This window comes from Cryobacterium sp. TMT4-10, from assembly GCF_004403275.1.
GTDB classification, from domain to species: domain Bacteria; phylum Actinomycetota; class Actinomycetes; order Actinomycetales; family Microbacteriaceae; genus Cryobacterium; species Cryobacterium shii.
Genome location: NZ_SOGU01000048.1, coordinates 1 through 26,493, shown reverse-complemented (window position 1 = coordinate 26,493; position 26,493 = coordinate 1). Strand labels below are relative to the sequence as shown.

At 70.1% G+C, this 26,493-nt stretch carries 24 protein-coding genes and 1 pseudogene; 8 read left to right on the top strand and 17 right to left on the bottom strand.

Annotated features, from left to right (window positions below; translation table 11 throughout):
- The first annotated feature begins 93 nt into the window (after positions 1 to 93).
- Complete coding sequence (locus E3T42_RS07540; protein WP_370261987.1) at positions 94 to 1,506, top strand: class II fumarate hydratase; 1,413 nt, start codon at positions 94 to 96, stop codon at positions 1,504 to 1,506.
- 128 nt (positions 1,507 to 1,634) lie between these two features.
- Here the strand turns inward: E3T42_RS07540 and E3T42_RS07535 are convergent, their stop codons facing one another.
- The 3 genes from E3T42_RS07535 to E3T42_RS07525 all read right to left on the bottom strand — a co-directional run bounded on the left by E3T42_RS07535 (position 1,635) and on the right by E3T42_RS07525 (position 5,118).
- Positions 1,635 to 2,987 carry a PhoH family protein gene (locus E3T42_RS07535; RefSeq protein ID WP_241975908.1) on the bottom strand — a complete coding sequence of 451 codons (1,353 nt, stop codon included), beginning with the start codon at positions 2,985 to 2,987 and terminating at the stop codon, positions 1,635 to 1,637.
- Positions 2,988 to 3,202: 215 nt separating this feature from the next.
- Complete coding sequence (locus tag E3T42_RS07530; protein WP_134366511.1) at positions 3,203 to 4,324, bottom strand: aminotransferase class V-fold PLP-dependent enzyme; 1,122 nt, start codon at positions 4,322 to 4,324, stop codon at positions 3,203 to 3,205.
- A gap of 8 nt (positions 4,325 to 4,332) precedes the next feature.
- Positions 4,333 to 5,118, bottom strand: a complete 786-nt coding sequence (locus E3T42_RS07525) for an isoprenyl transferase (RefSeq protein WP_134366512.1) — start codon at positions 5,116 to 5,118, stop codon at positions 4,333 to 4,335.
- Between the two features lie 70 nt (positions 5,119 to 5,188).
- On the opposite strand from E3T42_RS07525, the gene E3T42_RS07520 reads away from it, so the two are divergent.
- Positions 5,189 to 5,890, top strand: coding sequence for a hemolysin III family protein (locus E3T42_RS07520; protein WP_134366513.1), 702 nt, complete (start codon positions 5,189 to 5,191; stop codon positions 5,888 to 5,890).
- A gap of 24 nt (positions 5,891 to 5,914) precedes the next feature.
- On the opposite strand, the gene E3T42_RS07515 is transcribed toward E3T42_RS07520, so the two are convergent.
- A complete protein-coding gene (locus E3T42_RS07515; RefSeq protein WP_241975907.1) occupies positions 5,915 to 6,187 on the bottom strand; it encodes a hypothetical protein in 273 nt (90 codons plus the stop codon).
- Positions 6,184 to 7,047 carry a mycothiol conjugate amidase Mca gene (gene mca / locus E3T42_RS07510; RefSeq protein WP_174776682.1) on the bottom strand — a complete coding sequence of 288 codons (864 nt, stop codon included), beginning with the start codon at positions 7,045 to 7,047 and terminating at the stop codon, positions 6,184 to 6,186. Before mca ends, E3T42_RS07515 begins: the two co-directional genes overlap by 4 nt.
- A gap of 70 nt (positions 7,048 to 7,117) precedes the next feature.
- Between mca and E3T42_RS07505 the strand changes: the two genes are divergently transcribed.
- Together E3T42_RS07505 and greA are read left to right on the top strand one after the other, a co-directional pair.
- Positions 7,118 to 7,519 (top strand): DUF4307 domain-containing protein, encoded by a 402-nt coding sequence (locus tag E3T42_RS07505; RefSeq protein WP_134366514.1) that lies wholly within the window; start codon positions 7,118 to 7,120, stop codon positions 7,517 to 7,519.
- 167 nt (positions 7,520 to 7,686) lie between these two features.
- On the top strand, positions 7,687 to 8,178 hold the full coding sequence (gene greA, locus E3T42_RS07500; protein ID WP_134366515.1) for a transcription elongation factor GreA: 492 nt from the start codon (positions 7,687 to 7,689) through the stop codon (positions 8,176 to 8,178).
- A gap of 334 nt (positions 8,179 to 8,512) precedes the next feature.
- On the opposite strand, the gene ilvA is transcribed toward greA, so the two are convergent.
- The 6 genes from ilvA to E3T42_RS07470 form a co-directional block, all read right to left on the bottom strand.
- Positions 8,513 to 9,748 (bottom strand): threonine ammonia-lyase, encoded by a 1,236-nt coding sequence (gene ilvA / locus E3T42_RS07495; RefSeq protein ID WP_134366516.1) that lies wholly within the window; start codon positions 9,746 to 9,748, stop codon positions 8,513 to 8,515.
- Positions 9,741 to 11,045 carry an AI-2E family transporter gene (locus E3T42_RS07490; protein WP_241975906.1) on the bottom strand — a complete coding sequence of 435 codons (1,305 nt, stop codon included), beginning with the start codon at positions 11,043 to 11,045 and terminating at the stop codon, positions 9,741 to 9,743. Before E3T42_RS07490 ends, ilvA begins: the two co-directional genes overlap by 8 nt.
- Before the next feature lie 62 nt (positions 11,046 to 11,107).
- The gene (locus E3T42_RS07485) at positions 11,108 to 12,235 is read right to left on the bottom strand and encodes an ABC transporter ATP-binding protein (protein WP_134366517.1); all 1,128 of its coding nucleotides are present in this window, start codon (positions 12,233 to 12,235) and stop codon (positions 11,108 to 11,110) included.
- Complete coding sequence (locus E3T42_RS07480; RefSeq protein WP_134366518.1) at positions 12,232 to 13,095, bottom strand: ABC transporter permease; 864 nt, start codon at positions 13,093 to 13,095, stop codon at positions 12,232 to 12,234. The genes E3T42_RS07485 and E3T42_RS07480 overlap by 4 nt, the downstream gene beginning before the upstream one ends.
- A complete protein-coding gene (locus tag E3T42_RS07475) occupies positions 13,092 to 13,955 on the bottom strand; it encodes an ABC transporter permease subunit (protein ID WP_174235672.1) in 864 nt (287 codons plus the stop codon). The genes E3T42_RS07480 and E3T42_RS07475 overlap by 4 nt, the downstream gene beginning before the upstream one ends.
- On the bottom strand, positions 13,942 to 15,078 hold the full coding sequence (locus E3T42_RS07470) for an ABC transporter substrate-binding protein (protein WP_134366519.1): 1,137 nt from the start codon (positions 15,076 to 15,078) through the stop codon (positions 13,942 to 13,944). The genes E3T42_RS07475 and E3T42_RS07470 overlap by 14 nt, the downstream gene beginning before the upstream one ends.
- A 454-nt stretch (positions 15,079 to 15,532) precedes the next feature.
- Here E3T42_RS07470 and E3T42_RS07465 point away from each other — a divergent pair, with 454 nt between their 5' ends.
- Entirely contained in the window at positions 15,533 to 16,423 is an 891-nt protein-coding gene (locus E3T42_RS07465; RefSeq protein ID WP_370261980.1) for a winged helix-turn-helix domain-containing protein, read from the top strand.
- A gap of 82 nt (positions 16,424 to 16,505) precedes the next feature.
- On the opposite strand, the gene E3T42_RS07460 is transcribed toward E3T42_RS07465, so the two are convergent.
- Positions 16,506 to 17,390, bottom strand: coding sequence for a M48 family metalloprotease (locus tag E3T42_RS07460; protein ID WP_134366521.1), 885 nt, complete (start codon positions 17,388 to 17,390; stop codon positions 16,506 to 16,508).
- 12 nt (positions 17,391 to 17,402) lie between these two features.
- Positions 17,403 to 17,969 (bottom strand): LemA family protein, encoded by a 567-nt coding sequence (locus E3T42_RS07455; RefSeq protein WP_134402752.1) that lies wholly within the window; start codon positions 17,967 to 17,969, stop codon positions 17,403 to 17,405.
- Positions 17,970 to 18,190: 221 nt separating this feature from the next.
- Between E3T42_RS07455 and E3T42_RS07450 the strand changes: the two genes are divergently transcribed.
- A complete protein-coding gene (locus E3T42_RS07450) occupies positions 18,191 to 18,958 on the top strand; it encodes an ABC transporter ATP-binding protein (RefSeq protein ID WP_134402751.1) in 768 nt (255 codons plus the stop codon).
- Entirely contained in the window at positions 18,955 to 19,689 is a 735-nt protein-coding gene (locus E3T42_RS07445) for an ABC transporter permease (protein ID WP_134402750.1), read from the top strand. Before E3T42_RS07450 ends, E3T42_RS07445 begins: the two co-directional genes overlap by 4 nt.
- A gap of 208 nt (positions 19,690 to 19,897) precedes the next feature.
- On the opposite strand, the gene E3T42_RS07440 is transcribed toward E3T42_RS07445, so the two are convergent.
- From E3T42_RS07440 to E3T42_RS07425, 4 genes are read right to left on the bottom strand one after another with little or no spacing between them, the layout of a single operon-like run.
- Entirely contained in the window at positions 19,898 to 21,367 is a 1,470-nt protein-coding gene (locus E3T42_RS07440) for a glycoside hydrolase family 1 protein (RefSeq protein ID WP_134366525.1), read from the bottom strand.
- Positions 21,364 to 22,677, bottom strand: a complete 1,314-nt coding sequence (locus E3T42_RS07435; RefSeq protein ID WP_134402749.1) for a D-arabinono-1,4-lactone oxidase — start codon at positions 22,675 to 22,677, stop codon at positions 21,364 to 21,366. Before E3T42_RS07435 ends, E3T42_RS07440 begins: the two co-directional genes overlap by 4 nt.
- Positions 22,674 to 23,909: an amino acid deaminase/aldolase gene (locus E3T42_RS07430; protein WP_134366527.1), complete on the bottom strand. Its 1,236-nt coding sequence runs from the start codon at positions 23,907 to 23,909 to the stop codon at positions 22,674 to 22,676. The genes E3T42_RS07435 and E3T42_RS07430 overlap by 4 nt, the downstream gene beginning before the upstream one ends.
- Positions 23,909 to 25,183, bottom strand: coding sequence for an MFS transporter (locus E3T42_RS07425; RefSeq protein ID WP_134366528.1), 1,275 nt, complete (start codon positions 25,181 to 25,183; stop codon positions 23,909 to 23,911). Before E3T42_RS07425 ends, E3T42_RS07430 begins: the two co-directional genes overlap by 1 nt.
- Positions 25,184 to 25,341: 158 nt before the next feature.
- Between E3T42_RS07425 and E3T42_RS07420 the strand changes: the two are divergent.
- A pseudogene (locus tag E3T42_RS07420) lies at positions 25,342 to 26,493 on the top strand (hypothetical protein); the annotation flags it as partial.

Sequence of the window (26,493 nt, the reverse complement as noted above, 5' to 3'; positions counted from 1 at the left end):
TCCGGCGCGCATTGTGGCGTTCCGCCGGCCTGCCGGCGTCGCTCACGTTTTACGAACTGCAGTTTCCCCAACCGAAAGGTAATACACACCGTGGTGGACAAGACCGTTGAAGCCGACTACCGGATCGAACACGACACGATGGGCGCGGTCCGGGTTCCGGCCGCCGCCCTCTACGGGGCCCAGACGCAGCGCGCCGTGGAGAATTTCCCGATCTCCGGCTCCGTGCTGGAGTCGGCCCAGATCGGCGCGCTGGCCCGGATCAAGAAGTCCGCCGCCCTGGCCAACGCGCAGCTCGGCGTGCTCGACGGCGACATCGCCAACGCGATCGCCGCGGCGGCCGACGAGGTCATCACCGGCCGCTACGACTCCGAATTCCCGGTCGACGTCTACCAGACCGGCAGCGGCACCTCCTCGAACATGAACATGAACGAGGTCCTCGCGACCCTCGCGACCCGGAGCCTCGGCCGCCCGGTGCACCCGAACGACCACGTGAACGCGTCCCAGTCCTCGAACGACGTCTTCCCGACATCCGTGCACCTGGCGGTCACGAGCGCGCTCATCGACGAGCTGATTCCCGCCCTCGACCACCTGGCCGTGTCACTCGAGGCCAAGGCCGAGCTGTGGGTCGGCGCCGTTAAGGCCGGCCGCACCCACCTGATGGACGCCACCCCGGTCACCCTCGGCCAGGAGTTCGGCGGCTACGCGCGCCAGATGCGCCTCGGCATCGAGCGCGTGCGCTCCGCCCTCCCCCGCGTCGCGGAGGTCCCCCTCGGCGGCACCGCCGTCGGCACCGGCATCAACACGCCGGCCGGGTTCCCGCAGCTCGTGATCGAGCTTCTGGTCGAGGAGACGGAGCTGCCGGTCACGGAAGCACGCGACCACTTCGAGGCGCAGGCCAACCGTGACGGCCTCGTCGACGCATCCGGCGCCCTGCGCACCATCGCGGTCAGCCTGACCAAGATCTGCAACGACCTGCGCTGGATGGGCTCGGGCCCCAACACCGGCTTCGCCGAGTTGAACATCCCCGACCTGCAGCCCGGTTCCTCGATCATGCCCGGCAAGGTCAACCCGGTCATCCCCGAGGCCGTGCTGATGGTCTGCTCGCGGGTCATCGGCAACGACGCCACCATCGCCTGGTCCGGCGCGTCCGGGTCGTTCGAGCTGAACGTCGCCATCCCGGTGATGGGCACCGCACTGCTCGAGTCGATCCGGCTGCTCTCGAACGCGACCCGCGCGCTGGCGGACAAGACCGTCGACGGCCTGACCGCGAACGTGGAGCGCGCCCGCGCGCTGGCCGAGTCGTCCCCCGCGATCGTCACCCCACTGAACCGGGTGATCGGCTACGAGGCCGCCGCCAAGGTCGCCAAGCACGCCGTGGCCGAGGGGCTGACCGTGCGCGAGTCCGTGATCGCCCTCGGTTTCGTCGAGCGCGGCGAGGTCACCCTCGAGCAGCTCGACACGGCGCTCGACGTGCTCAGCATGACCCGTCCGCCCCAGGCCCGGTAGCCCGCCCCGAGCGCCCGGCACCTCCGCCGCTCGCGCAGTCACCAATTCGACGGAGATTTTGCTCCCAGAAGTCTGTTTTCGGTCCGAAAACGGGTTTTGGGGCAAAATCTCCGTCGAATTCGTTGGGGCTAGGCGATCTCGTTGCCCTCGAGCATCTCGGTGACCAGGGCCGCGATCGCGCTCCGCTCGGAGCGGGTCAGGGTCATGTGGGCGAAGAGCGGATGCCCCTTGAGCGTCTCGATCACGGAAGCCACCCCGTCGAACCGGCCGACCCGCAGGTTGTCCCGCTGCGCCACGTCATGGGTCAGCACCACCCGGGAGTTCGTGCCGATCCGGCTCAGCACGGTCAGCAGCACATTGCGTTCGAGGGACTGCGCCTCGTCGACGATGACGAAGGCGTCGTGCAGCGACCGGCCACGGATGTGGGTGAGCGGCAACACCTCGAGGATGCCACGGTCGATGACCTCCTCCAGCACGTTCTCCGAGACGATCGCCCCGAGCGTGTCGAAGACCGCCTGCGCCCACGGGCTCATCTTCTCGTTCGCGTCGCCCGGCAGGTAGCCCAGCTCCTGGCCGCCCACCGCGTAGAGGGGGCGGAAGACCATGATCTTGCGGTGCTGCTGGCGCTCCAGCACCGCTTCGAGCCCGGCGCAGAGGGCGAGCGCCGACTTCCCCGTCCCGGCTCGACCTCCCAGCGACAGGATCCCGATCTCCGGGTCGAGGAGCAGATCGATGGCGAGCCGCTGCTCCGCCGACCGGCCCTTGAGCCCGAAGACGTCGCGGTCGCCGCGGACGAGCTTCATCTGGCCGCTGCCGGTGACCCGGCCGAGGGCCGAGCCCCGGTCGGAGTGGATGACGAGCCCGGTGTTGATCGGCATGTCCTGCACGAGGCGGGTGTGCATGACCTCGTTCTCGTAGAGTTCGTTGATCTGGTTGGAGCCGAGCGTGATCTCATCCATCCCGGTCCAGCCCGAGTCCACGGCCAGCTCGTGGCGGTACTCGTCCGCCATCAGGCCGATCGAGGCGGCCTTCACCCGCAGGGGAAGGTCCTTGGAGACCACGGTCACGTTCAGCCCGTCATTGGCGAGGTTCAGGGCCACCGCGAGGATGCGGGAGTCGTTGTCGCCCAGTTGCAGCCCGGAGGGCAGCACCGACATGTTGGAGTGGTTCAGCTCCACCCGGAGGCTGCCGCCCTCACCGACCGGGATCGGGAAGTCGAGCCGTTCGTGCTTGATCCGGAGCTCGTCGAGCAGCCGCAGCGCCTGGCGGGCGAAGTACCCGATCTCCGGGTCGTTGCGCTTGGCCTCGAGTTCCGCGATGACCACCACGGGGAGCACGACGGAGTGCTCGGCGAAACGGAAGATCGCCTTGGGATCCGAGAGCAGAACCGAGGTGTCCAGCACATACGTGCACTGCGCCTGTTCGGCCTCAGCCGAGGCCGCCCGGTTCGAACCCGCATTGTCAACCTGATTAGCGGTCACAATCACTCCCACCCCGCGCCCCCGGGGGCGCAGATTGTGTCGGCGAGAGGCCACAGGGTTATCGAGCCGTACTTATGTGGCCGTCTCGACCAGGCAGTATGCCTGATGAGGATGACGTTAGTGAGCGCGGCCCGGCAAGGGAAGAGCGACACGCCCATTGAGACCGTACGTTAACCCGCCCGCAGTCAGCAGGTCATCCGTCAGCACGTCAGCGGTCAGTAGGTCACCGCGGTGGCATACGAGGTCAGTGCCCCGCGCAGCATATCTACCGTGTCGACGCTCAGGGCCGCGTGGACGCTGAGCCGCACGGTGCCCTGGCGGGCGGTCGCGGTGACCCCGTGGTTGTGCAGGGCGGCGCTGAGCAGGGTGAACTGGCTCGCGGGCGGTTCCAGCACCACGATCCCCGCACGTTCGCGTTCGTCCCGGGAGGACGCCACGGGCACGGCGAATTCGTCGGCGAGGTCGATGAGTGTGGACACGTTCACGGCGACCGCCGCTTCAATCGAACGGATGCCCACCTCCGCCACCTCTTCGAGGGCGGTCGCGAACCGCGCCTGCGCGATCGGGTCGGGGTTGCTGACCCGGAAGGCGTTCGCGCCGCGGCTCGGGGGCAGGATCTCGTCCCACGGCTCGGCCGTGTCGGTGCCGGCGAAACCGGAGAACACCGGGATCAGCCGTTCGATCGCGCGGTCGCTGAGGGCCAGGAACCCGGTGCCCCAGCCGGCCCTGGCCCATTTCTGTCCGCCCGAGGCGACGACATCCGCGACCTCGTACGGGACATCCGTGATTCCGAACCCCTGAATGGCGTCGACGATGAGCAGGCGGTCGCCGATGACCTGACGGATGCCGTCCAGGTCGACGCGGTACCCGGTGCGGGAGTCGACCAGGCAGACCGCCACCGCGGCGGTGGCCGGGGTGAGTTGTTCCCTGATCTCCCCGGGGGTCACCCGGCCGTGCTCGGTCTCCAGCCAGAGCGGGGTCACCACCCGCAGCGCCTCGGCCGCACGCGCGGCGGCGAAGGGGACCGTGGGGAAATCCCCGGGCGAGAGCAGCACTCCCCCGGTCAGGCCGAACATGGCCTGCATGATCCCGGTGGTGGTGTTGGGCTCGGAGACGACCTGGTCGGCGCGGAAGCCGGTGGCCGCGGCGACCGCGGCACGCAACCGTTCATCCTGGGTCCGGAAGTGGTCCAGGCTGCCGTATCGGGCGCGGGAGAGGACATCCGTCTGGCCGAGCGTCTCGCTCACCACGCCGGCGGACAGCGGCCCCACCCTGGCATAGTCCAGGTACCCGGGCTCCTCGAGGAACCCCGCCGTGAACCGTTCGATGGAGCTCATGGGGTCTCCTACCCGCCGAACCGGCGCTGGCGTTTGGCGAAGTCACGCAGGGCACGCAGGAAGTCGACCTGCCGGAGGTCCGGGCCGAGGGCTTCCACGAAGTAGAACTCGCTGTGGGCGCTCTGCCACAGCATGAAGTCGCTGATCCGCTGCTCGCCCGAGGTGCGGATCACCAGGTCGGGGTCGGGCTGGCCGCCCGTGTAGAGGTGCTGGCCGATCAATTCGGGGGTGAGCGTTTCCGCCAGGTTCTCGAGCGACCCGCCGCTCGCGTGGTGGGCGCCCACAATGCTGCGCATGGCGTCGGTGATTTCGGTGCGCCCGCCGTAGCCGACGGCGAGGTTGATGTGCAGGCCCTTCTTGCGTGCCGTCCGCGCCTCCGCGGCGTCCAGGGCCGCGATCAGCGGTTCCGGCAGGCCGGCCTTGGACCCGACCTGCTGCACCCGCCAGTCCCGGTAGCGGGAGAGCTCCTCCGCGAGCTTGGCGATGATCTTCGTCAGCTCGGTGAGCTCCTCGCTCGGCCGGTTGGTGAGGTTGTCGGAGGACAACAGGTAGAGCGTGACCACGGAGATCCCGAGGTCGTCACACCATTTGAGGAACTCGCGCATCTTGGCGGCGCCGGCCCGGTGCCCGTGGGCGGCGGAATCGAAGCCGAGTTGCTTGGCCCACCGACGGTTGCCGTCGATGATCATGGCCACGTGATCGGGCAGCACCTCCGGGGTCAGTCCGCGTCGGAGTCGGCGCTGGTACACCCCGTAGAGGATGCCGCGCGCTATTGGAATGTCCCGCTTCTGCACACATCGACGCTAGCCCACTCGGGGCCGTTGCGTACCGCTCCGGGCATGAAGCCTGCCGTATTCTTGCCTCATGGCCACACCAGATGACATCCCCAACCTGCCGTTTCTCGAGGATGACACCCCTCAGCCGGTGGACGTCAGACCCACCTGGCGCGGCTGGATCCACGCCGGCACGTTCCCGCTGACGATCGTCGCGGGCATCATCCTGCTGCTGGCCGCCGATGGCGCCGCGGCCCGGTGGAGCTCGCTCGTGTTCGTGCTCAGTTCCATGCTGCTGTTCGGCAATTCGGCGCTGTACCACCGGTTCGACTGGCAGCCCCGCACGAAGGTGATCCTGAAGCGGATCGACCACGCCAACATCTTCCTGCTGATCGCGGGCTCCTACACGCCGATCGCGGTGCTGGCGCTGCCGCCGGAGAAGTCCACGCTGCTGCTGTCGCTGGTCTGGGGCGGGGCGATCCTGGGGATCGCCTTCCGGGTGTTCTGGATCCATGCCCCGCGCTGGCTGTACGTTCCGCTGTATCTGGCGCTCGGCTGGGGCGCGCTGATGTTCATCGTGGACTTCTTCCAGGCCAATGCCGCGATGATGACCCTGATCATGATCGGCGGGCTCTGCTATTCCGTGGGCGCCGTGGTCTACGGACTCAAGAAGCCCAACCCGGTCCCGGGCGTGTTCGGGTTCCACGAGATCTTCCACACCCTGACCGTCGTGGCGTTCCTCTGCCATTGGGTGGCCATCCTGATCATCGCCACCCACCCGCTCTACCCCTAAGGGTGCGGACCTGACCCTGCCGGGCTATCCCTGCGGGCGGCCCTGGTCCGGTGAACCGGCCTCGGCCGCGGCATTGGCGGCCATCTCCGCCGCCAGACGTTCCTGGATCTCGGCCCGGTAGGTGTTGCGACGGATGCGACGGGCCATGTCGATCGCCAGCAGCACCGTGCCGGCAGCGACCACCGCGATCGCCACGAAGCCGGCCGGCCCCGGCGTCACGGTCGTGGGGTCGAACTCGGGCGGCGGCGTCGCGGCGAGTACGAACGAGACCACGGGGCTCAGGAAAACGGCGCTCATGCGTCTTCCCGCACTCCGGCAAAGAGATCGGATTCAGGTATCACGGTGTCCACTTTCGATTCGACGAGCTGGAAGTCCTCGTACGGCCAGGCCTCTCGGATGAGGTCGTTCGGCCAGAAGAAGAAGCTGCTTTTGGGGGAAACCTGGCTGGCGTGGGCGCGGAGCGCCGCGTCCCGCACCTCCAGGAAGTCGCCGACGTTCACATGGGTCGTCGCCAGTTTCGGGTAGTCCTTCATCCAGTCCCGCGCGGCGCCCAGCGGCTCCAGCACGGGCGAGTCGGGTTCCTTGACGCTCAGTTCGAGGAGCATGGCGTCGATCCGCTCGAGGTTGAAGATGCGGTCGAAATAGAGCTTGTCGACCAGCCAGGGCTCACCGGCGTCCGGGTACCGGGCCGGGTCGGCGGCGGCCCGGTAGGCCTCCATCGACACGTCGTGGCAGCGGATGTGGTCCGGATGCGGGTAGCCGCCGTTCTCGTCGTACGTGATCAGTACCTGCGGCTTGAATTCACGGATCAACCGCACGACCGGTTCGGCCGAGATCTCGACCGGGATCGAGGCGAACGAATTCGTCGGCACCGAGCCGTCGTCGTTCATCCCGGAGTCCTCGTAGCCGAGCCACCGGTGCTGCACGCCGAGTGCCCGCTGGGCCTCCTTCATCTCCAGCCGGCGCAGGCCGGCGAGGTCGCGCTCCGCCATCGGGTGCCCGACGAGGGCTTCGTTCAGGATGCTCCCCCGTTCGCCGCCGGTGCAGCTGAGCACCATCACCTCGGCGCCCCGGCTCCGGTAGTAGGCGTAGGTCGCAGCGCCCTTGCTCGACTCGTCGTCGGGATGGGCGTGCACCGCCAAGAGTCGCAGCGTCATGAAACTCCTCAGAAATGCCAGATAACCTTGGTACTAAGACTAATCGTTGATCCGTGAGTGTGGAGTCTGAGTGGCCGTGAGCAACAACCTCGACACGCGCTACGGGCGCGCCGCGAACCGGGGCATCCGGGACCGCCGTGTGCTGTGGACCGTCGCCGGAACCCTCGCTGTCGTCCTCGTCGCTTGGGTGGTCTGGGTGGGGCTCGGCGCGTCCAAACCCCTGATCGAGACCCGGGACATCGGTCACAGCATCGTCGACGAGAACGGCGTCAGCATCACGTTCGAGGCGTCGATCCCGGTCGGCCGGAGCGCCGCCTGCGCCGTGCAGGCCCTGAACGAGAGCTTCACGGTCGTCGGCTGGAAAGTGATCGACGTACCGGCGAGCACCGTCTATTCCCGGTCGTTCACGACGGATGTCCGCACCACCGAGCAGAGCAACACGGGATTGATTTACCGCTGCTGGCTGACCTAGACTGAGGGTTCGCCCTGACGGTCAACGTCGGGGCGTCCGTCATATAATTGCAGTTTGACCTGCACAGTCTGATCCGCGCGGTTTCATCCGCGTTCATCCGCGCAGACGTATCGGCGAATGGCGGGATCATTGCGCGGGCACCACACGAGCACGAGGAGGGGACCACCATGACTACCGAGACCACTGTCACCTGGCTGACGCAGGAGGCCTACGACCGCCTCGCTGCCGAGCTGGAGACGATGAGCACCGTCGGCCGCGTGGAGATCGCGAAGAAGATCGAATCTGCGCGCGAAGAGGGTGACCTCAAGGAGAATTCCGGCTACCACGCCGCCAAGGACGAGCAGGGCAAAATGGAGGCGCGCATCCGCACGCTGGTCCTGCTACTGCGCAACGCCGAGGTCGGCCACGCCCCCGAGAGCAAGGGCGTCGTCGAACCGGGCACGGTCATCACCGCCACGATCGCCGGCGAGGAGAACCGCTTCCTGATCGGCAGCCGCGAGATCGCCGGGGACAGCGACCTCGACGTCTTCAGCGAGCAGAGCCCGCTCGGCGCGGCGATCCTCGGCCTCAAGGTCGGCGCGAAGACGTCGTACATCACCCCGACCGGCAAGGACATCGCCGTCGAGATCTTCCTCGTGGAGACCTGGACCGGCAACTAGCCGAACCGCTCCCCGCACCCGATGGGCCCCGCCGGCAGGCGGGGCCCATCGCTCGTTAACCCGTCCGGCCCCGAACCAATTCGACGGAGATACCGCTGTAAAAAAGCGTTTTCAGCCGGTTTGGGGCCGATCCGGGCAAAATCTCCGTCGAATTGGTTCCACGCCGAGACGGGAGGAGTCGAGACGGGAGGAGTCGAGACGGGAGGAGTCGNGTCGAGACGGGAGGAGTCGAGACGGGAGGAGTCGAGACGGGAGGAGTCGAGACGGGAGGAGTCGAGACGGGAGGAGTCGAGACGGGAGGAGTCGAGACGGTGGGAGTGGCCGGGCGGTCCGGCTAGTCGAACTGGGGGTCGTAGCCGGCCGCGCGCAGCACGTCGACGACGAGCTGCCGGTGGTCCGGTCCCCGGGTCTCCACGCTGACGTCCAGCTCGACTTCGCTGATCTGCAGCCCGACCCCGTGGCGGGTGTGCAGCACCTCGATCACGTTGGCGTGCGCCTCGGCGAGCAGCTCGGAGATGCGGGCCAGCTGCCCCGGCCGGTCCGGCAGCATGATGCGCAGGGTCAGATAGCGCCCGGATGCCGACAGGCCGTGACTGATCACGCGCTGCATCAGCAGCGGGTCGATGTTGCCCCCGCTGAGGATCGCGACCGTGGGGCCCGACGCGGTGACCTTGCCGGCCAGGATGGCCGCGACCGCCACCGCGCCGGCCGGTTCGACCACGAGCTTCGCCCGCTCGAGCAGCACCAGGAGCGCCCGGGCGATGTCGTCCTCGCTGACGGTGACGATCTCGTCCACGGTGTCGCGCACGATCTCGAAATTGAGCAGGCCCGGCTTGGCCACGGCGATGCCGTCGGCGATGGTCGGCGTGATGGTGATCTCCAGGGCCCGGCCGGCCTCGAGGGAGGGCGGGTAGGCCGCCGCGTTCTCGGCCTGCACCCCGATCACCCGGATCCGGCGGCCGTCCCGGAGCGCGCGCTGCTTGAGCGCGCTGGCCACGCCGGAGATGAGACCGCCGCCGCCGATGGGGACGATCACGGTCTCGAGGTCGGGAACCTGATCGAGGATTTCCAGGCCCAGCGTGCCCTGGCCGGTGACGACATCCGGGTGGTCGAACGGCGGGATCAGGATCGCGCCGGTCTCCTCGGCGTAGGTGGCCGCGGCGAGGAGCGGCTCGGCCACCGTGTTGCCGCGCAGGATGACGTGCGCGCCGTAGTCGCGGGTCGCCTGCAGCTTGGGCAGCGCCACGCCCACGGGCATGAAGATGGTGGCCTTGATGCCCAGCTCCCGGGCCGCGAAGGCGACGCCCTGAGCGTGGTTGCCGGCCGACGCCGCCACCACGCCGCGCTGCTTCTCCTCGTCGGTCAGCTTCGAGAGGCGGTTGTAGGCGCCGCGGATCTTGTAGGAGCCGGTGCGCTGCAGGTTCTCGCATTTGAGCAGGACCGGTGCGCCCAGGACCTCGGACAGGTAGCGGGAGGTTTCCATCGGGGTCACGGCGGTGACCCGGGCGACGACGGCACGGGCGGACTCGAAGTCGGCCAAGGTCGGTCCGACGAGGGAGGCGTTAGTCATGGGTGGCACTTTTCTCGATGCGGTAGCCGGTTCGGCGGAATCCGGGGCGTTGCGGAACGGTCTGCCAGAGCGGGGAACGGGCGACGGGGACCGTCGTGGGCGGTACGTCCCGCCAGACTCCGCTGTTGATGTAGGTGATCATGACGTTGAGCACGGCCGCGACCGGCACTGCGAAGAGCGCCCCGGCGATGCCGGCGAGCAGTGATCCCGCGGCGACCGCGAGCACGACGCCGAGCGGATGCACCTTGACCGCGGTTCCCATGATTAGCGGCTGCAGGACATGCCCCTCGACCTGCTGCACCAACAGCACCACCCCGAGCATCAGCAGGGCCACCACCCAGCCGTTGAAGATCAGGGCGATGACGACCGCCACGGCTCCGGCGGCGACGGCTCCGATGATGGGGATGAAGGAGCCGAGGAAGACCAGCACGCCGATCGGGATGGCCAGGGGCACGCCGAGCAGCGCCGCCCCGACGCCGATGCCGACCGCGTCGATGGAGGCCACCAGGATCTGCACCTTCGCGAAGTTGCCCAGGGCCGCCCAACCGACCGTTCCCGCGCCGTCCACGGCCGCCCGGGCCCGCTGCGGGAAGATGCGCACGACCCAGGCCCAGATCCCCCTGCCGTCGATCAAGATGAACAGGAGGCTGAACAGGGCCAGCAGCAGCCCGGTCAGGAGATGCCCCAGCGAGGATCCCACGGTCAGGGCCCCGCTCACGAAGACCTGGCTGTCAGCCTGGACGGCCTTCCACACCTGCTGCAGGAACGCGTTCAGCTCGGGTTCGGTCAGCTGCAACGGGGAGGCCAGGAGCACGGCCTTCAGGCTCTGGTAGGAGGCGGCGACCCGGTCGTTCAGGCCGACCGTGCCGACGGCGATCTGGGTCACAGCCAGCGTGATCAGCCCGGCGACGACCGCGAGGGTGCCGAGAAGGGCCGCCGCGACGGCCAGGCCCCTGGGCCACCGATGACGCACCAGGAAGCCGACGAGGGGCACGAGGAGCGCGGATACCAGCACGGCCACGAGCACCGGGATGACGATCAGCCGCAGCTGGATGACGATGAAGATGAACACCGCGATCGCGGCGGTGAGCGCGAGCAGGCGCCACGACCAGGCGGCGGCCAGACGCAGACCGGGCGGAAGGTTCTCGTCGACGCCGTTCGGGACCGTGCCGTTCGGGACCGTGCCGTTGGGGGCCTCGGCGGTCGGGACCTGGGTCCGGATCGAAGCCGGCACCCGGCGGCGTCCCCGCGCACCGAACAACCTGCCACGGGCCGGGTTTGTCTCGGATTCAGTCACGGCATCATTCTAGGCAGTCACACGTGCCGGGTCAGGCATGTTCCGCCGTTTCCGGGCCGGGGTCAGGCCTCCGGCCGCACCGTTTCCACCGACACCGGCACCCCCGTGAACCGCACCCCGATTCGGTCTCCCTTCGACGGATGCAGCCGGGCACCGTGCTGCACGAACACGAGCGTCCCGTCATCCAGCCGCACGGTCGTGCGGCGCAGCGAACCGTGGAAGCTGGTGGACAGCACCTGGCCCCGCGCGTCATCCTCGGTCAGTTCGAGATCGGTCAGTTCAAGGTCCTCGGGGCGCACCGAGACCAGCACGTCGCCGTCGGGGTGCGAGGGATCGACCAGCGGCAGCACCGCGCCCTGCACGCGGGCGAAGCCGTGACGCACCTCCCCGGCGAGCCGGTTGCTCAGCCCCACGAAATCGGCGATGAACGGCGAGGCGGGCCGGGTGTAGAGCTCCTCGGGCGTGCCGACCTGCTCGACCAATCCGTCCCGCATCACGGCCACCCGGTCGGCGACGGCGAGCGCCTCATCCTGGTCGTGGGTGACGAACAGGGTGGTGATTCCCAGTTCGGTCTGGATCCGCCGGATCTCCTCGCGCAGCTGCACGCGCACCTTGGCGTCGAGGGCGGACAGCGGCTCGTCCAGGAGGAGCACGCGCGGCCGGGTGACGAGGGCGCGGGCCAGGGCCACCCGCTGCTGCTGCCCGCCGGACAGCTGGTGGGCGAAGCGGTCGTAGTGGGCGTCCAGGCCCACCAGCGCCAGCGCCTCGGCGGCACGGCTGCGACGTTCCTCGCCCCGGACCTTGCGCATCCGCAGCCCGAACTCGACGTTCTCCCCGGCGCTGAGGTGCGGGAACAGGGAGTACGACTGGAACACCATCCCCATGTCGCGCCGACTCGTCGCCATCCGGGACACGTCGGTGCCGTCGATCAGGATGCTGCCGGCATCCGTGGATTCCAGGCCGGCGAGCACCCGGAGCGCCGTGGTCTTGCCGCTCCCGCTCGGACCGAGCAGGGCCACGAACTCCCCTGCGTGCAGCGTGAGATCGAAACCGGCCAGTGCCCGGTGGCCGGCGAATTCCTTGACGACCCCGGAGAATTCGACGACCGCGCCCGGCCGGGGGCGGCTCTCCGCCTGTGTCCGGGGCCGGGTCTCCGCCTGGATCGTGGGCTGGGTCTGAGGCTGGATCATGGCTGACCTCCGGGGGTTGGTCGACGTGCGGGGCGCGTGCGGACCGCGCCCAGCCGCCCGATGACGAGCAGGAGCACGAAGGCGAACCCGAGTGCGAGCAGGGACAGGATGACGGCCGTGTACGGGTCGGCCTTGCTGACGACCACGAGCGCCGTCTGCAGGGTGATGCGGTTGAGCAGGGACGCGATGGTGAACTCGCCGAGCACCACCGCGATCGCGATGAAGGCCCCGGCCAGGATGCCCCGGCGGAGGTTGGGCACGAGCACACGCAGGAGCACGCTGCCCCACCCGGCGCCCAGGGTGCGGGCCGCCTCGCTCAGTGTGCGCACGTCCACGCCGTCGAGGTTCGACTGGATGGCCCGATAGGCGAACGGGAGCACCGTGATGCCGTAGGCGAAGGCGAGGGTCCAGACGCCGCTGCCGACGATCCCCGCGATCACCGAATACACGGGCGCCAGCCCGACGACGAGCACGATCGCGGGGATGCTGATCGGCAGGATGCAGACGAATTCGATCAGCCGCCGCAACCGTGGGAAGCGGAGGTGCACGAGCAGCAGGGTGGGCACGAGCAGCAGGAGCACGATCAAGACCGTGCCCAGGGCCAGCCCGACCGAGTTGCCCAGGGCGGTCAGCACCGGCCGGTACTGACCGCTGGCTCCGCCGGCGAAGAGTGCGCTCCAGCGGCTGAAGTCGTGTCCCCCGCCGAGGCCTTTGCGCAGCGTGAATTCGACCATCGCCACGATCGGCACGGCGAAGACCAGGCCGATCACGCCCAGGATCGCCGTTCGGACCGGGCGGGACGGGGCGTGCGCCACGGCGGGAGCCGCCGGCCGGCCGCTCGAAAGTTCGGAGCGGTTCATCGCTGCCACCTGGCCGCGCGGGCCTGCAGCGCCGAGTACCCGAACATGACCAGGCCCATGACCACGACCATCCCGAGTGCCAGCGCGCCGGCGAGGTTCTCCCGGCCCAGCAGGGTCTCGCTGGTCAGGGCGGATCGGATCTGCAACGGCACGATCTGCGAACCCTGGCTGGTGAGGGCCGCGGCGGTCGCATAGGACGAGAACGCGTTCGCGAAGAGCAGCAGCAGGCTGCCCAGGAAGGAGGGGGCGAGGATGGGCAGCGCGATGCGCAGCCAGTAGGTGGACCGGCTGCCGCCGAGCGTGGCGTTCGCCTCGGCCCAGGTGGGCTTCAGCGCCTGCAAGGCCGGCATGAAGGTGATGATCATCAACGGCACCTGGAAGTAGATATAGGGCAGCACCAGGCCTGGCATCTCGTAGAGCCAGACCCCGTCCGCGAAGATGTCGACGCCGAAGCTGTCGCGCAGGACCACGGTGACCATGCCCTGGATGCCGATGGTCGCGATGAACGCGAAGGCCAGCATGACGCCGCCGAACTGGGCCAGCACGCCGCTGAGGGAATCCACCACGGCACGCAGGGGGCCGCCGCTGGGGGCGCCCAGCAGCGCGTAGCAGGCCGCGGCGCCGACGGTGGCGCCGATCACCGCCGTCAGAGCGGACAGCCAGAAGGAGTTGAAGAACGCGCCGAGGACGACCGGGTCGCCGAGGGCGGCCACGGTGGCCAGAGTGAACGCGCCGTCCTGGTCGACGAAGCCGGTGCCCACCGCGATGACCGTGGGCACCACCAGGAAGAGCAGCACATACGCCGCGAACGGCAGCAGCCCGAAGGCCGCTGCCGGCGGGCGTCGTCTAGCGGACAGCAGCCGCCCACTTCTCGCCGAGCAGTGCGGCTCCCGTGGCGCTCTGGTCCTCGGTCGGCACGACGGTCTCCGCCGGTGCGGCGGGGAGGGCGTCGAAGAGGGCGGAATCGATGGTGCCGGCCTCGGCCATGGCCTCGGCTCGCACCGGGCGGGCCCCGCCGGCCAGCCAAAGGTTCTGCCCCTCGTCGCTGTAGAGGAACTCCTGCCAGAGCCTGGCGGCTGCCGGGTGCGGGGCATCCTTGCTGACGGCCTGGTTGTAGTACCCGGCGTAGCCGGTGCCGGGGAAGACGACGACCTTCCAGTTGCGCTCCCCCTTCAGCTTGGTGCCGTAACCCACGTTGAGGTAGTCCCAGTCGAGCACCACCGGGGTCTCGCCCGAGGCGATGGTGGCCGGGGTCGGGTCGATCTTGACGAAGTTGCCGGCCGTGTTGAGCTTGGCGAAGAAGTCGACGCCGGGCTGGAAGTCGTCGACCGTGCCGCCGTTCTGCACGGCGGCCATCCCGACGGCGGCGAACGCCGCACCGGCCTGGGTCGGGTCGCCGTTGATAGCGACCTTGCCCTTGTACTGGCTGCCGAGCAGGTCATCCAGCTTCTTCGGTGCCGGGACCACGTCCGGGTCGTAGCCGACGGCCATGTATCCGCCGTAGTCGCCGGTGTAGAGGCCGCTGGCCTCCTTGAGCGCATCCGGGATGTCGGCCCAGGTGGCGACCTGATACGGCGCGAACCGGTCGGTGCTCGACAGGGCGACGGCCAGGCCCAGGTCGAACACGTCGGGGGCGGTGTCCTGGCCCTTGAGGTTGTCGGCCGCCTGGATCTCCTCGGCGCTGGAACCGTCGGGCGAGGCCTCGGTGATGGCGATCCCCGGGTACTTCTTCGCGAACGCGTCGAGCACGGCGCCGTAGTTGGCCCAGTCGCGCGGCAGGGCGATGACGTTCAGGGCGCCCTCGGCCTGGGCTGCGTCCTCCAGCGCGGTCAGGTCGCCGAAAGCGGTGAGGCTGGTGGCGGTGGCGGCGTCGACCGCGCCGGCCGCCGGGGTGCCGCCCGCGGCCGATCCGCTGCACGCCGCCAGGCTGAGGGCGAGTGCGGCCGCGGCCAGGGTGGTGGCCAGGGTTCGGGTGCTGAACAATTTTCCTCCGTCGGACCAGGGCCCGGCCGCTCACGCGTCAGCGCGGGCCGTTCGTAACCGGGTAACTGGTCACCGCGAGACTAGGATCGGAATTCGACCGGCAGGCGGCACCGACCTGAACGCCGCGTGAATGACGCATGACGGATGCCGGTGGGCGCCCGCGCCGACAGCGCGCCCGGTGCCGCTAGGGTCGGACTGTGCTCCAGACCGTCTCCCCCGCCCTCGCCCGCCGGATCGCGCTCGGCGCGCAGGGTTTCGGCCGGCGCTCGGGCGTGACTCCGGGCATCCGTCAGCTGGACGCCCTCGTGAACCGGCTGGAGCTGCTGCAGATCGACTCGGTGAACGTGTTCGAGCGCAGCCACTACCTGCCGGCGTTCAGCCGTCTCGCGGGGAGCGCCGGGCGCACGAGGCGTCGTTCCTGCCGCTCGACACCCGGCCGCTGTTCGGCTGGCGGATGCAGCAGTACCGCGACCTGTCCGCACGCAGCCCGGATGCGTGGTCGGCGGGGAACAAGCCCCTGCTGGACTGGCTGCTGGCGGAACTCGCCGAGAAGGGCCCCCTCCCCGCGAGCGCGATCGAGCACGACGCGAACAGGCGCAGCGGCCCGTGGTGGGGCTGGTCGGACGTGAAGACCGGGCTCGAGGTGCTCTTCCGCTGGGGCGATGTGGTCAGCGCCGGGCGTTCACGGTTCGAGCGGGTGTACGGGCTGCCGGAGCAGATCTTCCCGGCCGAGCTGCTCGGCCGAAGGGTCGAACCGGCCGACGCGCACCGGGAGCTGGTGCGCCGGGCGGCGCGCGCCCACGGCATCGGCACGGCGAACGATTTCGCCGACTACTTCCGGTTGAAGAGCGCACCGACGCTGGCCGCCATCCGGGACCTGACGGATGCCGGCGAGCTGCTCCCGGTCGAGGTGCCGGGCTGGGGCCCCGCGGGCTCACCGGGAGCCGCCTGGCTGCACCGGGACGCCCGCCTGCCGCGCAGCGTGGACGCCGACGCGGTGCTCTCGCCCTTCGACCCGGTGGTCTGGAATCGGGGCCGGGCCCAGCGCCTGTTCGGCTTCCACTACCGGATCGAGATCTACACCCCGCAGCCCAAACGGGTCTTCGGCTACTACGTTCTGCCGGTGCTGCTGGGCGACACGATCGTCGGCCGGGTCGACCTCAAGAACGACCGCCAGGCGGGGGTGCTCCGGGTGCAGGCGGCCTGGTCAGAGCCCGGCGCGCCCCGCGACACGGCCGAACGGCTCGCCGGCGTGCTGCGCGAGACCGCCGCCTGGCAGGGACTGGGCGCGATCGACGTCCGGCCGCGCGGCACCCTCGCGGCCGCGCTGGCCGCAGAGCTCTGACAGTTCCCGTTCCGGTCGAGAGTGCCCGGCGGAGCGGGCACTCTCGACCGGAACGGTCACTCTCGGGCGGCGGGAACGGCAGTTAGAACTTGCGGCCCATGGTGTGCAGGCGTTCGATCCGTTCCTCGATCGGCGGATGCGTGCTGAACAGCTTCGCCATCGCGCCCGGCTTCAGCGGGTTGGCGATCCAGAGGTGCGCCATCGACGTGTTCTGCTTGCGCATCGGCCGGGCGTAGGTCTCGAGTTTGGCCAGGGCGCTGGCCAGCGCGTCCGGGTTGCGGGTGGTCAGCGCGCTCGTCGCATCCGCCAGGTATTCGCGCTGACGGGACACGGCCAGCTGCACCATGCTGGCCACCAACGGCGCCACGACCATGGCGACCAGCCCGAACACCATCACGACCGGGTTGCCGTTCTTGTTGTCGCGGCCGAAGAACGCCATCCGCAGGAACATGTCGGAGATGAAACCGACGGCGACGACCAGCCCGAAGACGACCATCGACACCCGGATGTCGTAGTTGCGCACGTGCCCGAGCTCGTGCGCCATGACGCCCTCGAGTTCGGAATCGGTCATGATCTCCAGCAGCCCGGTGGTGGCCGCCACGATCGCGTGTCGGGGGTCGCGGCCGGTCGCGAAGGCGTTCGGGGCCGGGTCGTTGATGACGTAGATCTCGGGCATCGGGGTGCCGGTCGTGATCGACAGGTTCTCGACGATGTTCCACAGCCGCGGATTCTCCGCCTTGCTGTTCAGGCGCACTCCACCGCTCAGGGCAACCGCCTGGCGGCCGGCCATGAAGTACTGCACCAGGGCGTAGCCGGAGGCGATCACGATCGTCATGATCAGGATGCCGTAGCTGCCCGGAGGACTGTAGACATAGTTGGCGAGCCAGCCGAGGCCCGCGATCATCACCAGGAACAGGATGATGATGAAGACCGTGTTGCGCTTATTGCGCGCTATCGCGCTGTACATATCGGCCGGCCGCTAGAACTGCACGCGAGGCGGCTCCGCGATGGCGTCGGAGTCGGACACCTCGAAGAAATCGCGCTGGGTGAAACCGAGATTGCGGGCGATCAGGTTGTTGGGAAAGACCTGGATCTTCGTGTTGAGCTCGCGCACGCCGCCGTTGTAGAAGCGGCGTGACGCCTGGATCTTGTCCTCCGTGTCGACCAGCTCGGCCTGGAGCTGCAGATAGTTCTGGCTGGCCTGCAGCTGCGGGTAGGCCTCGGCGACGGCGAAGATGCTGCGCAGGGCGGATTGCATGTGGTTCTCCGCGGCGGCGGCCTCGGCCGGGCCCTGCGCGCTAAGCGACTCGGCGCGCGCCTTGGTGACGTTCTCGAAGACCGCCTTCTCGTGCGCGGCGTAGCCCTTGACCGTTTCGATCAGGTTGGGGATCAGGTCGGCCCGCCGCTTCATCTGCACCGTGATGTCACTCCACGCCTCGTCGACGCGAACCTTGAGCGTGACGAGGGAATTGTAGGTAGCCCACAGGTAGATCCCGACGATGGCGACGAGTACAACGATGATGAGGACCGGGATGAGCCATTCCATGGCAGCTTCTCCTTGAGACGGGTGAGGCAATTCTGAGCGGGCGATTGAGCTTGTGTTTGAGAGAGGAGACACGGACTGAACAAGCTCGCCTCGGAGGCGTACTCGCAGTTCGTGACCATCATAACCGCGCGTCCTGAGGCTCCCATCCGCTTCCCATCAGACTCCAAGAATCGCCCCGGCGGTTGATCGACATTCCCGCAGCACGGGCGAATAATGCAGGAGTGACCTCCGAAACTTCCGCCGTCGTGGTGCGCGACCTTCGTGCCCGTCGCGGCGCGCATCCGGTTCTGCACGGCCTGAACCTCACGGTGCCCAGCGGGCTGGTCGTCGGCCTGATCGGACCCAGCGGATGCGGCAAGACCACCCTGATGCGGGCGATCGTCGGCGTTCAGATCGTGCGGTCCGGCACCGTGACCGTGCTCGGACGTCCCGCCGGTTCCGCGCCGCTCCGGCGCCGGGTCGGCTACGTCACCCAGGATGCCAGCGTCTACGACGACCTTACGGTGCGCCAGAACCTGCTGTACTTCCGCTCCGTGCTCGGGGTGCCCCTGGGCGACGTCGACCGGGTGATCGACGCCACCGACCTGGCCCCGTATGCGGGCCAGCTGGCCGGGTCCCTCTCCGGCGGCCAGCGCAGCCGGGTCTCCCTGGCCGGTGCGCTGCTCGGCTCGCCCGAGCTCCTGGTGCTCGACGAACCGACGGTCGGCCTGGACCCGGTGCTGCGGGTGGAGCTGTGGAGCCTGTTCCACCGCCTCGCGGCGGCCGGAACGAGCCTGCTCGTCTCCAGCCACGTGATGGACGAGGCCAGCCGCTGCGACCGGCTCCTGCTGATGCGCGGCGGTGAGATCCTCGCCGACGATACACCGGCGGTTCTCCTGGGCACCACCGGCACCCCCGATATCGAGGCGGCGTTCCTCGCGCTGATCGCGTCACATCCGTCGGTCGATGACACGTTCCCCGCCGGCCCGACGGACGCGGGCCATTCGTGAATCCGCGCCGCACCCTCGCGACGGCCGGACGGGTGCTCACCCAGATCCGGCACGACCCGCGCACCGTGGTGCTCCTGCTGGCCGTGCCCAGCCTGCTGATCGGGCTGCTGGCCTGGATCTTCTCCGACACCCGGGTCTTCGACACGGTCGGCCCGGCGATGATCGCCCTGTTCCCGTTCACGATCATGTTCGTCGTCACGAGCATCACGACCCTGCGGGAGCGGCGCACCGGAACCCTCGAGCGGCTGCTCTCTATGCCGCTCGGCAAGGGTGATTTCATCCTCGGCTACACGCTCGCGTTCGGTCTGCTCGCGGTGCTGCAGTCTTCGATCGCGGTCGGTTTCTCGGTCTGGGTCTGCGGGCTGGAGATCCAGGGCTCGATCTGGCTGCTGCTCGCCGTCGCGGTCGCCGACGCGATTCTCGGCACCACCCTCGGCCTATTGGCCAGCGCGTTCGCCCGCACCGAATTCCAGGTGGTGCAGTTCATGCCGCTGCTGGTCTTCCCGCAGATCCTGCTCTGCGGCATTTTCCTCCCCCGCGACCAGTTGCCGGACGCCCTTCAGGCGGTCAGCGACTGGCTGCCGCTCTCGCACGCCGTCGACGCGCTTCGGGCGGTGGCGACCGATTCGCAGGATGCCGCCTACGTCGCCGGCGAGCTGCTGATCATCGGCGCCTGGATCGTCGGCACCGTCGTGCTCGGCTCGATCACCCTGCGCCGCCGCACCCCGTAGCCGCCTCCTACGCTGCGCCCACCACCCTCCGCGCGCATCCACTGCTCTGCCCTCCCGTGGCCAACTCAGGAGATCCCGCCAGAGTGGCGGCATCCGTCGCACTGGTCCGCGGCCTGCACCCCGCGGTAGCCGCGTTTCTCCTGAGTTAGCCACACACGGGCAGGCGGGATTTGGGTAGCGAGGCAGGCGTGACGGGGAAGGGGGCGGGTCAGCGGGCGGCGAGCACCTTCTGCAGCCAGCGGTAGGAGGACTTGGGCGTGCGGGGACGGGTTCCGTCGAGGAAGTCCACGTGCACGAGCCCGTACCGGCGGGTGTAACCGGCCGTCCACTCGAAGCTGTCCAGCAGGGACCAGATGAAGTAGCCGCGGAGGCTGACCCCGGCCGCGGTGCCGCCCGGGGCGACCGCGGCGAGCGCGGCCGTGAGGTGCTCGGCGAGGTAGTCGATCCGGGCCGGGTCGTGCACGGCTCCCCACTTGTCGGCCACGTCGGGAAAGGCCGCGCCGCCGGCCGTGACGTACACCGGCGGCAGGTCGTCGCTGTAGCGGTCCCGCAGCTCGCCCAGCGCCACGCCGAGGTACTCCGGGGCGATGGCGGCGCCGGACCCGGTCACCGGGAACTCGCGGAACGGGATCACGTGGAAGGGGAACGCGACCACCGTCTCGGCCGGCCCCTCCCGGGGCGGACCCTGCGGGGTCTTCGGCGCGGCCGGGCCGGCCTTGATCCGGGACGGCTGCACGTAGTTGAGGCCGTAGAAGTCCAGCGGCTGCCGGATGGTGCGCAGGTCGTCGGGGTCGGTCTCCAGCAGCAGCCGCAGCGGGACCGCGTACGGTTCGGGCGGTTCCGGGTAGCGGCCGAGCAGGACCGCGTCGGCGAACATCCGATTGTGCAGCACGTCGAACAGCTGCGCCGCCACCTCGTCGGCTTCCCGGCCGCTGGCGGCCTGCACGGGCGAGTGCGCGTTGGCGATGCCGATGCCGCCGCGCACATCGGCGGCGCGGAGCCCCTGCACGGCGAGGCCGTGGGCGAGCAGCTGGTGGTGGGCGGCCGGCAGGGCACCGAAGAGCCGGGCCTCCCCGGGCGCGTCGGTGCCCAGGGCATAGCCGTTCAGGGTCACCGTCGCGGGCTCGTTCAGGGTCACCCAGGAATCGATCCGGTCCCCGAAGGCCTCGCCGACCTGGTGCGCGTAGTCACCGAACCGCATCGCGGTGTCGCGGTTCAGCCAGCCTCCGCGGAGTTTCAGCGGGGTGTCCCAGTGGTACAGCGTCGCCATCGGGCTGATACCCGCCGCGAGCAGGCCGTCGAGCAGGCGGTCGTAGAACGCCAGGCCCGCGCGGCTGAGCGCCCCGCGGCCGTCCGGCTGCACCCGCGACCAGGCCAGCGAGAACCGGTACGCGTCACCGCCCAGTTCGCGGAGGAGGACGACGTCGTCGTCGACCCGGGTGAAGTGGTCGGTCGCCACCGAGGCGTTCGAACCGTCACGGATGCGGCCGGTCGCCGCCGTGAACGGGTCCCAGCTCGATTCCCCGCGTCCGCCCTCGCGAGCCCCGCCCTCGATCTGGAAGGCGGAGGTGGCCGTGCCCACGACGAAACCGTCCGGGAGCCGGTCGCCCAACTCTGCGGCCCGGTGTTCCCAGGCGCGCGCCGCGGGGGTGTTGCTGTTGACTGGCTTGGTGCTCATCGACCCAAAACTCTTTCCAGATAGCTGTTGCTGAAGCGGCGCTCCGGATCAAGCCTGTCACGCACCGAGAGGAAGTCGTCGAAGTGCGGGTAGCTCTGGCGCAGCGAGTCCGCGTCCCGGTCGTGCAGCTTGCCCCAGTGCGGGCGCCCGTCGTGCGCGCGCATGATCGCTTCCACCGCGTCGAAGTACTCGGCCGGGTCCTCCCGGAAGTAGCGGTGCACGGCGATATAGCCGGTGTCCCGCCCGCTGGCGGTGGAGAGCCACAGGTCGTCGGCCGCCGCGGAGCGCACCTCGATCGGGAAGGAGATCCGCCAGCCGCGCTCCTCGATCAGGGCCCGCACCTCGCGCAGCGCCGCCGGCACCTGCTCGCGCGGCAGGGCGTACTCCATCTCCCGGAAGCGCACCGTGCGGCGGGTCACGAACACCCGGTTGGAGACATCCGTGAATTCACGCCGGCCGCTGAGGCGGGTGGCGAGCCGGTTGAACGGGGGCACCGCCCGGGGCGCCAGCCGGCCGAGCGCGCAGATGGCGCGGTAGGCCCCGTTCGCGAGCAGTTCGTCGTCGACCCAGCGGGAGACCCGGCCGAGCGGGGACCGGCCCGCGTCCGCCGGGAGTCGGGTGTTGGTCTTGGTCAGCGCGGTGTCCGTGTGCGGGAACCAGTAGAACTCGAAGTGGTCGGGGTTCTCCGACCGATCGAGGTAGGTGTCCAGCACCTCCTCGAGGGGTTCGGCGGCCTCGACGGCGCGCAGCAGGTACGCGGGCACGCACTGCAGGGTCAGGTCCACCAGGATGCCCAGCGCCCCGAGCCCGAGCCGGGCCGCCGGGAGCAGCTCGGCGTTCTCGGTCTCGCTCACGCGCAGCAGGGTGCCGTCGCCGGTGACCAGGGTGAGGGCCGTGATCTGGGTGGCGAGGCCGCCGAAACGGCCGCCGGTGCCGTGCGTGCCGGTGGAGGTGGCGCCGGAGATCGTCTGCCGGTCCACGTCGCCCATGTTCGCCAGGGCCAGGCCGTGGGGTTCGAGCAGCCGCGGCAGCTCGAACAGGCGGGTGCCGGCGGCGAGCGTGACCCGGCCCAGAACCGGGTCGACGCTGATCAGGCCGGCCAGGTCGAGCAGGTCCAGCTGCACGCCGCCGGCCACCGCGATCGCGGAGAAGCTGTGCCCGGACCCCACCGCCTTGATCCGCAGCCCGGCCTTCCCGGCCGACACCACCGCGCGCTGCACGGCGCCGACGCTGCGGGGCCGTTCGACGCGCACCGGCCGCACGCTCTGGTTGCGGGCCCAGTTGGTCCAGACCCCTCCGCTCGCACTCACAGGAAGGCCTTCCCCTCGCCGCGGTAGGTCGGCAGGATGTCGACCACCCGCCCGTTGTCGACCAGGGCGAATTCGTTCACGTGCTCGCTCAGCTCCCCGGATTTGGCGTGCCGCAGCCAGACCCGGTCGCCGACGGAGAGGCCGGCCGCTCCGGGCCCGGTCAGCGGGGTCTGCACCTCGCCGGCCATCTCCCGCGGCATCAGGCGCAGGCCCTCCGGCCAGACCAGGCGCGGCAAGCGGTCGCGGCCGGGCACCCCGGAGGCCACCCAGCCTCCACCGAGCAGCGTACCCGTGGCCGGGCTCGGCTTGCGCACGATCGAGAGGGCGACCGCGGCGGCCGGCGCGGGCCGGAAACTGGCGTAGTGGTCGAACAGGTGCCCGCCGAAGAAGCCGCTGCCGGCGGCGATGTCGGTGACGGATGCGTCGGCGCGGGTGGTCTCCAGCGAACCGGTCCCGCCCCCGTTCACGAACTCGAGCGCGACGATCTCGCGCACCGCGGCGACGGCCGCGCTGCGCCGGTCCGCGATCTCGGCCACGGACCGCCGCCGCACCCAGCGGTTGACCCGCCCCTGCACCGGTTTGCCGGCCGGGCGGTCGCCGATTCCGGCCACCTGCGCCTCGTAGGCCATCAGGCCGACCAGGGAGAAGCCGGGCCGGGCCACGACGGCGGCGGCAAGGCTGCGGGCATCCGCCGGGGTGTGCACGGGCGAGCGCCACACGCCCAGGTGGCCGAGCACCGGGGCGTCCCAGGCGGCATCGAGTTCCAGGCAGACCCGGATCGGGGCCCGGCCGGCCGGCGGGAGCACGGCGTCGATTTCGTCCAGCTGCGCGACCGAGTCGATCATCAGCGTGACCGTCGCGGCCAGGTGTGGCGAGGTGCCCAGCCGCCGGATCGCGGACCGGTCGGCCGTGGGGTAGCCGACGACGACATCCGTCACCGTCTCGGCCAGCCAGAGCGCCTCGGCGAGCGTGTACGCGAGGACCCCCTGGAAACCGGGGAGGGTCAGGAGGGCCTCGATCACGCCGCGCACCCGGATCGACTTCGTCGCCACCCGGATCGGGGTGCCGCCCGCACGACCGAGGAGGGACCGGGTGTTGTGCCGCAGCGCGTCCAGGTGCAGGGCGGCGACGGGGGTCTCCAGCTGCGCCGTGGCGGCGGTCAGTCCGGGCCAGTACTGCCCGGGGGTCAGCCAGGGCTGCGACGCCGGCCGGGAGCCGAGGTCGAGGCCCATCAGCGCACCGCCTTCACCCGGGTGACCGCGAGGGCCCCGCCGAAGGCGCAGAGGCCCGCGAGCACGAACAGGGCCTGGAAGCCGCCGCCCACGGCGACCGTGAACGCCCCCAGCAGCGGCGCGAGCGCCTGCGGCACCGCGGTGGCGATGTTCATGATGCCGAGGTCCTTGCCGCGGGCGGCCGGGTCGGGCAGCACCTGGGTGGCCAGCGCCTGGTCGACGGAGAGGAAGCAGCCGTAGCCGAGACCGAGGATGCCGGCGGCCACCATCGCGACGCCCAGGTCGGGGATGAAGGCGAGCAGCAGCGCCGCGAACCCCTGCAGGCCGGCGGCGACGAAGACGAAGCCCTTGCGGATGCCCAGCGCGTCGCTCCACCGGCCCAGGAAGATCGACGCCAGGATCACGAACACCATGTAGACGAGGGTGAGCAGGATCAGGTCGTCTTCCGCATTCTCGTCGTTCAGCCCGAACATCAGGAAGTAGAGCAGCAGGGTCGTGCCGAACGCGTTGCCGAAGCTGACCAGCACCCGGCTGAGCAGGGTCCAGCCGAAATCGGGGTGCTCCCGCGGGCTGATCCAGAGGCTGGACAGAAGGCCCAGCACGGTCACCGGCGCGCGTTGGTGCGGCTGGAGCACCGCGTCGGGCAGCAGCAGGAACGGAACCGCCAGGACCAGCAGGAGCACCGCTACGACCAAATAGCCGGCGAACTGGCCGGTGAACAGCATCGTCACGAGCAGCAGGCCCACGATGATGCCCACCGCCTGCGGGGCGCTCAGCCAGCCGGACACGTACCCGCGCTGGTCGACCGGGACCTGGTCCGAGATGGTGGCGGTGAGCGCGGCCGTCATCACGCAGAAACCAGTCAGGGCGAGCGCCCAGAAGAACCCGATCCCCAGCATGGTGGTCTGCGCGCCGAGCAGCAGCAGGGCGGCCGCGAAGAGCACCGCCCCGCCGGCGATCCAGGGTCGGCGACGGCCGAACCGGGAGGTCGTGCGGTCGGACAGCGCCCCGGTCAGCGGGTAGGCCACGATCGCGCACAGGCCGGCGATGCCCGAGATCACGCCGAAGGCCACGACGCTGTCCACCCAATTCTCGGGCTGGAGGCGCCGGTCGATCTGGGCCGGCAGGAGGAGCTGCACCGGGGTGAGCTGCGCCATCCAGATGCCGAGCCAGGCCGTCGCAAAGACGGCGATCCAGCGCCCGGGAACGCGCCGGTTCGGTTCGGCGAAGACGGAGCCGGAGCCGGAGCCCGCGAGTAGGTTCGGTGCGCTCATGCGCCGTCCCGTTCTGGTTGGTGGGCGGGACAGATGACCCGATTTTTCAGTATGCACCATGCCCGGAAGATCACGAATGTGTCGCGGTGCAACCGGCACGGCGTGTCCGGCGTTGACTTTGAGGCCCCCACCCCCTGAAATGGTCACGGGGGGAAATCATGGTTGGGACACGCTTCACCGGATCGGGCTCATCGCGGGCCCGTCGGTCCTACCGCGCCGGCCGTCTCCTTGCAGGGGTCCTTCTGCTCGGCTTCCTCGTTCCGGCCCTCCTGGCGGGCGGCTCCGTCGGGTCCGCGGTCGCCGCCACCTCCTCCCCCACGCCGGCCCCCGCGCCGACCCCCGCAGCGACCCCCGCAGCGACACCGGCGCCGACCCGGTCGTCGGCGCCGCCCACCGTCTCACCGACGATCACCGGTCCACGGCCGGGCAGTTTCGTCGGCAGCGGCAGCACCACCGTCTCCGGCACGGGCGAGCCCGGCCAGGAGATCCAGCTCCTGTCGGCGTTCCCGGGCGAGGACCCGTCCTGCATCCTGGTCGTCGACGACTCCTCGGAGTGGAGCTGCACGGGGGTGCGCCTGCCCAGCGGCCCGTCGGTGCGGCTGCGGGTCGTGGTCACCGCCGACCCGGCCTTCGCCGCGGAGCAGACCATCGCCGTGCTGGCCGCACCGGTCGTGACCGGCGGGCCGAGCGGCCAGGCGGCATCGAACGGCGTGGTGCGCGGGACGGCGTACCCGAACGCATCCGTCATCGTCCGCCTGGCCGACGGCAATCGCTGCACGGCGACGGCCGACACCTCCGGCGCCTGGACCTGCGCATTCGGCGGGCGCCTTGCCAGCGGGGCCGCCGAGGTCACGGCAGCCCAGCAGGCCACCTTCAGCCTGCCCTCCTGGTCGAACGAGAGCGCCGCCATCGCCCTCCTGTTCGACGTCGACCGGCCCGCGCCGCCGACCGTGACCGAGCCGGCCGCGGGCGGACGGGTGCCGCTGGACCGGGCCACCTACGCCGGTTCCGGGGAGAACGGTTCGACCGTGACGGTCTTCGCGGGCGCGTACTCGGTCTGCAGCGGCGTCGTCGCCGGCGGCTCCTGGACCTGTTCCGCCGGCGGCGTGGCCGCCGGTTCGTACGCCGTGATCGCGGTGCAGCAGGATGCCGCGGGCAATGTGGGCCAGGGCAGCCCCGCCTTCACCCTCGCCTACGGCCCGGCCGCACCGGCACCGGCCGCCGGCCGGGCGACCCCCTCTCCGCGGGCATCCGCTCCACTCGCCGCCGCGACCGCGACCGCGGCGCCCGCGCCGGAACCGGCCCGGAGC

Coding starts and splice junctions, on each gene's coding strand:
- greA (WP_134366515.1), top strand. CDS start 7,687: ATGACTACCGAGACCACTGTCACCTGGCTGACGCAGGAGGCCTACGAC.
- E3T42_RS07485 (WP_134366517.1), bottom strand. CDS start 12,235: ATGATCCAGCCTCAGACCCAGCCCACGATCCAGGCGGAGACCCGGCCC.
- mca (WP_174776682.1), bottom strand. CDS start 7,047: ATGACGCTGCGACTCTTGGCGGTGCACGCCCATCCCGACGACGAGTCG.
- E3T42_RS07455 (WP_134402752.1), bottom strand. CDS start 17,969: ATGGAATGGCTCATCCCGGTCCTCATCATCGTTGTACTCGTCGCCATC.
- E3T42_RS07515 (WP_241975907.1), bottom strand. CDS start 6,187: ATGAGCGCCGTTTTCCTGAGCCCCGTGGTCTCGTTCGTACTCGCCGCG.
- E3T42_RS07425 (WP_134366528.1), bottom strand. CDS start 25,183: ATGAGCGCACCGAACCTACTCGCGGGCTCCGGCTCCGGCTCCGTCTTC.
- E3T42_RS07440 (WP_134366525.1), bottom strand. CDS start 21,367: ATGAGCACCAAGCCAGTCAACAGCAACACCCCCGCGGCGCGCGCCTGG.
- E3T42_RS07520 (WP_134366513.1), top strand. CDS start 5,189: ATGGCCACACCAGATGACATCCCCAACCTGCCGTTTCTCGAGGATGAC.
- ilvA (WP_134366516.1), bottom strand. CDS start 9,748: ATGACTAACGCCTCCCTCGTCGGACCGACCTTGGCCGACTTCGAGTCC.
- E3T42_RS07460 (WP_134366521.1), bottom strand. CDS start 17,390: ATGTACAGCGCGATAGCGCGCAATAAGCGCAACACGGTCTTCATCATC.
- E3T42_RS07480 (WP_134366518.1), bottom strand. CDS start 13,095: ATGAACCGCTCCGAACTTTCGAGCGGCCGGCCGGCGGCTCCCGCCGTG.
- E3T42_RS07530 (WP_134366511.1), bottom strand. CDS start 4,324: ATGAGCTCCATCGAACGGTTCACGGCGGGGTTCCTCGAGGAGCCCGGG.
- E3T42_RS07465 (WP_370261980.1), top strand. CDS start 15,533: ATGCAGCAGTACCGCGACCTGTCCGCACGCAGCCCGGATGCGTGGTCG.
- E3T42_RS07430 (WP_134366527.1), bottom strand. CDS start 23,909: ATGGGCCTCGACCTCGGCTCCCGGCCGGCGTCGCAGCCCTGGCTGACC.